Here is a 5402-nt window from a genome sequence, read left to right as displayed (position 1 = left end):
CAGTCGATTCGAGCCCTCTGGGAGCCGGGCCCAAGGCGCTCGACGTCAGGACGACGTCCGCGTCGCCGAAGTAATCCGCCCAACGCAAACGCTGCGTGTGTTGCCACGCCTTCATCTCGCGATAAGTGTGCGCCGGCATCGCCAGTCCTTGCTCGAAAGCCTCGCGCAACGGCCGGCTCAGTTGCGCTGCGTGCTCCGAGGCCACCGGTAAGAGGCTGCGCGCCAGTTCGTATCGCATGATCACCGAATGCGCTTCGAGAAATCTGGCTGGGTCGGTTAATTCAGGGACCGGTTCGATCGTCGACAGATCGCGAAGCGCACGCCTCGCATCTTCAAGAGCAGCGTGTGCGGCATGTTCCAGCACATGGCCGGGATTGCCCGGCAAAAAGCCGATCTTTACGGTCCGCATATGTTCAGTTGAGTACAGCGGAGGGGCTGCATCAGGGAGCAGAACTTCCGCGACTCGCGCCGCGTCGGCCACATCGGCGCAGTACCAGCCGATCACATCCAGCGACTCGCACATTATTTTCAACCCGTCGCGACCGAGTGCCCCGAAACTCGGTTTGAAGCCGACGACACCGCAAAACGCCGCCGGCCGGATCATCGATCCGCCAGTTTGCGTGCCCAATGCCATGGGTACCATGCCTGCGGCTACGGCAGCGGCCGAGCCGCTCGACGAGCCTCCCGGCGTATGTTGGCGGTTTGCAGGATTGCGCGTGGGTCCCGGCGTCATATAAGCGAATTCGGCCGTCACCGTCTTGCCGACCGGTATCGCGCCGGCTCGCCGTAGCAACGCGACGCAAGATGCATCGAATTGGGACGGCGAGGTGTTGCAGGCCTCGGAACCGCATCGGGTCGGCATGCCGGCCACGTCGATGATGTCCTTCACGCCGAATGGAACACCCGCCAGCGGACCCGACGCGCTCCGCGCAGGCGCTTCAATCAGCTCGCTCGCAGACGAGAGGTGCGACCATGCGCACAACTCTCGTTCCCGCTGTGCAACGACCGCAAGCGCATGGCGCACTGCATCGAGTGAATCGTCTACGCCCGTTTGAACTCGCCGCGAAATCTCGACGACGGAATAGGCATCTGTTGCTATTTTCATTCCGGGATCGCCAATAGTTGGCCGCGCTGCACTTTCTTCAACTCCGGTCTGCCGCGCTGAAAGGATGTTCCTGCAACCAGTGATTCGCGATATCGACACGGCGACACATCCACACATCCTCCCGCCGCGCGAGGCTGTCGAGCAAACGCTCGAGCCCCGCCGCACGGCCAGGATGGCCGATCAAACGCATGTGCAGCCCGATGGACATCATCTTTGGCGCTTGAGCGCCTTCGCGGCACAGCATCTCGACCGCGTCGTTGACGAACGTGTAAAAGTCGTCCCCGGTTGCCATCGCGCCGCGCGCGAATTTGACGTCGTTATTTGTCAAGCTATACGGAATCACCAGATGCGGCTGCTGTTGCACCGTCGTCCAGTACGGGAGTTCGTCGTTATACGCGTCCGAATCGTAGATGAACCCGCCATGCTCGACCAGCAACCTGCGAGTATGAACGGTCGGTGCATAACGGCAATACCAACCCGCTGGTGGCCGCCCTGTAGAGTGTGTAATGGACTCGAAGGCACGCCTGATTTCCTCCGCTTCCTGCTCTTCAGTGAGCGCTTGCGCCCTCACCCAGCGCCGGCCGTGACTGCACACGTCCATGTCGCCATCGCGGATGACCTGAGCGAATTCCGGATTGCGCTCCAGCGCCTGCGCGCAGGCGAACGCGGTGGCGGGCAAACGGCGCTCCTCCAACAGTCGCAGCACGCGCCAGATACCCACCCGGCTGCCATACTCGAACATCGACTCGGCAGCGAGATCGCGGCCTTCGAAGCCGCCCGCCCCTCCTTCCGCCAGACCACTTTCAGAGTGGTCGTCGCCATCGGGGAAGGACGCTTCCGCACCTTCCTCATAGTTGATGACGATATTGACCGCGAGCCGGGCGTTGTTGGGCCACCGTGGGTTGGGCGGCCGGCGTCCATAGCCGGTGAAGTTCCGCTCCAGGTGAGCGTATTTGGCGTCCATTGCGTGCTCCTGCTCTATAGCGCGACCCTAACAGGCCCGGCCAGTTTCGTTACGACGGTGTCATCGCCGCGGCCGCTGTCTGCCATGATCACCGCGACCTCATTGACGTCGTCGAGCGACGTAAACGCGAAGTGCCAGACCGAGCGTCGATAGCACACGCCCTGGCCGCCGTCACTCGTAAAAGCGCAGAGCGTGGCAAGGTCGGGAAGGCCGTCTTCGCCGGGTAGTGCAACCGCGATCAGGTATGGAACCTCGCGCATCGGAATGAAGGTCTGCTGCGAGTGCGGATGGCATTCCATCGTATCGATTGTGATTGACCGGGTACGGCTCGGCTGCAGGCGGTTAATCCACAAACGTGGCGTCGTGCCGGCGTCGAGTCCGGCAAACGGCATTGAAAAATCGCGCCGTCGCTGTTCAGTCTTGTTCTCGAGAACTTCGCCGTATATCGCGAACGCGTTCGCGCTCAATGGCTTTACATCAATGGTCGGTGCTGCGCCTGCCGTCGTCATATCAAACTGCCTTCCCTAAAGCACGTCGCGATGTGGTGAACATCGGTGTGCGACTGAAGAGTACCGTTAGCACGGTTCCCAAGACTAAAAAGCCCGCAAAAATCCCCGCCGGCAGAGCGAATCCACCGCTCACCTGACGACTCCATCCCAGCAGACTGGGCGCGATCACACCGGACAGGTTAGCCAATGAATTAACGACACCAATGGCCACGGCCAACACTGTACCGGTCATCAATTCGGAAGGCAGTGTCCATAGCAGCGCGTTGGAAGCATAGACGCCCATCGCCGCGAAGCACAGCGCGATCATGGCGGCCCAGTGCACGGGCAACAGGAACGCGAGCGCAATGAAACCGAGCGCACCGACCAGCGTCGCCGTGGCCAGATGCGCGATGCGTTCGCGATGGGTATCGGAATGGCGTGCCCATAACACCATTGCAATCACGCCAGCCAGATACGGCACGGCGCTCAGAAAACCGACCGCCGTATTGCTATAGCCAAAACTCTTGATGATCTGCGGCAAAAAGAACGCGATGCCGGTCGTACCGAATACGATGCAAAACAGCGTGCCGGCAAGCAGCAGGACAGCGCGGTTTGCGAACGCCGCTGACAACGGATAGCGCGCCTCCGAGTCGAGTGCGCGACGCTCGCTCTCGAGCATGCGTTCCAACCTGCCCTTCTCGTCGGGGCTTAGCCAGGTCACGGCCGCGGGCTGATCGGCCAGCCACCATAGACAACCGATACCGAGTACTACCGCCGGGATGGCTTCCAGCAGAAACATCCATTGCCAGCCGCGCAGGCCGGACACGCCGTTCATGCCGTCGAGGATCAGCCCCGAAATGGGACCGCCGATCAGGCCCGACAGTGGGATTGCAACAATGAAAATGCCTGTGACGCGACCCCGGTAACTCGCGGTGAACCACCGGCTCAGGTAAACCACAATGCCCGGGAAGAACCCTGCTTCCGCCATGCCAAGCAGGAAGCGGAGTAAATAGAAGCTCTTCTCGCCCGATACGAACATCATGGCGCCGGAGACCAGCCCCCAGGTCACCAGGATGCGAGCGATCCATCTTCTTGGTCCGACCTTCGAGAGTAAGAAGTTGCTTGGCACCTCGAACAGAAAATAGCTGACGAAAAACGCACTCGCGCCGATTCCGTAAGCCACGCTCGACAGCCCGACGTCGGCGTTCATCTGCAGCGACGCGAAGGCGATATTGACCCGGTCGACGAACGCGACGAAATAGAGCAGCATCAGGAAAGGCAGGATTCTCCATGCCACCTTTGTCATGACCACTTGTTCGACACCTGAAACGTTGGCGCTTGCGACTGTATTCATCGGGGTGTCTCGTTCTGAGGGGTTGTGCCGTCACGGCGCGCATCCGGTCTTCGGTATGCGATAACTGGCATTATCAAAAGCGGTATTACAATAATCAACTATTGAAAATTATTCACACCGTATAAGAAAAGGTTATTGTGAACACGAGACTGCTGGGTATCTTCAGGACCGTCATGACCTCGCAAACCACGGTCGGCGCTAGCCGCGTACTCGGGATCTCGCAGCCGGCCGTCAGCACTGCGCTTGGCCAACTTGAATCGGAACTTGGATTCCCGCTCTTTAATCGGGTGGGGAACCGGCTGATCCCGCGCGAGGAGGCGAAGCTGCTGTTCCGCGCGTCAGAAGCCATGTTCACGTATTCCGAGGCGCTCGACCAGACCGTCGAGGACATCAAGGAGAACCGCCTCGGACATGTGCGCGTGAGCGCCACGCCGCAGCTCGGTCATTCGATACTCCCGCAGGCAATTCAGCGTTTCATGATCGGCAAACCGGACGTCAAGGTGTTTTGCGACGTCGTCGATTCATTCAAGGTGATCGAAAGCGTTGAAGCGCTGGCGGCCGATTTCGGTCTCGCGATGGCGCTCGAACCGGAGCTCGACCAGTCGCTGAAGATGGTGAAGATCGCGTCGATCGAGATGGTTTGCGTCGTACCCCATGGACATCCGCTTGCGCGACGCAAACGTGTCGTGCCGGCCGATCTCGCGCCGTATTCGCTGATCGGTCTGTCGAGTCTGGCGCGCGTCAGCACGCTGATTGCCGCTGCATTCCGCGACGCGGGCGTGCCGTACCGCGTGGCTGTCGAGACACGCTATTCGGAGACCGCGTGCAAGCTGGTAGGCGCCGGCGCCGGGGTCGCGGTGGTCGACGCTCTGTCGGCCGTCGCATATACCGGTCAGCAGCAGATTGTCGCGCTGCCGTTTCGACCGAAGAACACCATCGACGCCTGGGCAATTTCCTCGAAAGACCGCCCTCTGACGCGACTCGCGGAAGAGTTGCTGGTAGAAACACGTGGTGCGATGAAGGCTCTTCGGCCATAGCGCCCGTTACACCTGGGATCCCAATTCGATAGTGGTGTTACATTCAATCTGCCGCACGCGCGGTAACACACGCGGTAGTTCTACCGTATGCGAAGATCGCCTGTTCGAAGCGGCACAGCGGTACGGCTTCAGCTGGAGCGTGCATCGTCCGCACACGATCATCGGTTTTGCTGTCGGCAACGCGATGAACATGGGGCTGACGCTCGCCGTCCGGGATTGCGGCGCGGTTCGATCTGATCGAAGCCGACATCGGCAAGCTGGTGATGTGGTGGCATACCGATGCCGATCTCGGACGCCCGATGGAAGTGCTCACAGACATGACGAAAAGCCGCAAGCCAGGCTTTCTTGATTATCAGAGCACGCCAGACGCATTCGTTGCGTTGTTTGACCGGTTGAAGGCGGAGCGGATCATTCCTGGGTGACGCGCAGTTTGTCGCCGGCAGTGTGTGGCATT

General features: G+C 60.4%; 5 protein-coding genes and 1 pseudogene. 2 read left to right on the top strand and 4 right to left on the bottom strand.

What is annotated here, in order from left to right:
• From QOC89_RS18270 to QOC89_RS18255, 4 genes are all read right to left on the bottom strand, one after another.
• Nucleotides 1-1105 (bottom strand): amidase (locus QOC89_RS18270; RefSeq protein WP_323046311.1); only part of this gene is annotated, 1105 nt, incomplete at its 3' end.
• 37 nt (nt 1106-1142) lie between these two features.
• On the bottom strand, nt 1143-2069 hold the full coding sequence (locus tag QOC89_RS18265; RefSeq protein WP_323046310.1) for a polysaccharide deacetylase family protein: 927 nt from the start codon (nt 2067-2069) through the stop codon (nt 1143-1145).
• Nucleotides 2070-2083: 14 nt separating this feature from the next.
• Nucleotides 2084-2578 carry an ureidoglycolate lyase gene (locus QOC89_RS18260; protein WP_323046309.1) on the bottom strand — a complete coding sequence of 165 codons (495 nt, stop codon included), beginning with the start codon at nt 2576-2578 and terminating at the stop codon, nt 2084-2086.
• A 1-nt stretch (nt 2579) separates the two neighbouring features.
• Nucleotides 2580-3911, bottom strand: a complete 1332-nt coding sequence (locus tag QOC89_RS18255; RefSeq protein WP_323046308.1) for an MFS transporter — start codon at nt 3909-3911, stop codon at nt 2580-2582.
• A gap of 137 nt (nt 3912-4048) precedes the next feature.
• On the opposite strand from QOC89_RS18255, the gene QOC89_RS18250 reads away from it, so the two are divergent.
• Nucleotides 4049-4948 (top strand): LysR family transcriptional regulator, encoded by a 900-nt coding sequence (locus QOC89_RS18250; RefSeq protein WP_323046307.1) that lies wholly within the window; start codon nt 4049-4051, stop codon nt 4946-4948.
• A gap of 91 nt (nt 4949-5039) precedes the next feature.
• Nucleotides 5040-5370 (top strand): annotated as a pseudogene (locus QOC89_RS18245) (hypothetical protein); the annotation flags it as partial.
• Between the last annotated feature and the right edge of the window lie 32 nt (nt 5371-5402).

It is taken from the genome of Paraburkholderia sp. (genome assembly GCF_034668105.1).
GTDB lineage: Bacteria > Pseudomonadota > Gammaproteobacteria > Burkholderiales > Burkholderiaceae > Paraburkholderia.
This window is presented reverse-complemented; position numbering and strand designations above follow the sequence as displayed.

Excerpts from the sequence above, each read along its gene's own strand:
- QOC89_RS18260 (WP_323046309.1), bottom strand. The coding sequence starts at position 2,578 with ATGACGACGGCAGGCGCAGCACCGACCATTGATGTAAAGCCATTGAGC.
- QOC89_RS18265 (WP_323046310.1), bottom strand. The coding sequence starts at position 2,069 with ATGGACGCCAAATACGCTCACCTGGAGCGGAACTTCACCGGCTATGGA.
- QOC89_RS18255 (WP_323046308.1), bottom strand. The coding sequence starts at position 3,911 with ATGAATACAGTCGCAAGCGCCAACGTTTCAGGTGTCGAACAAGTGGTC.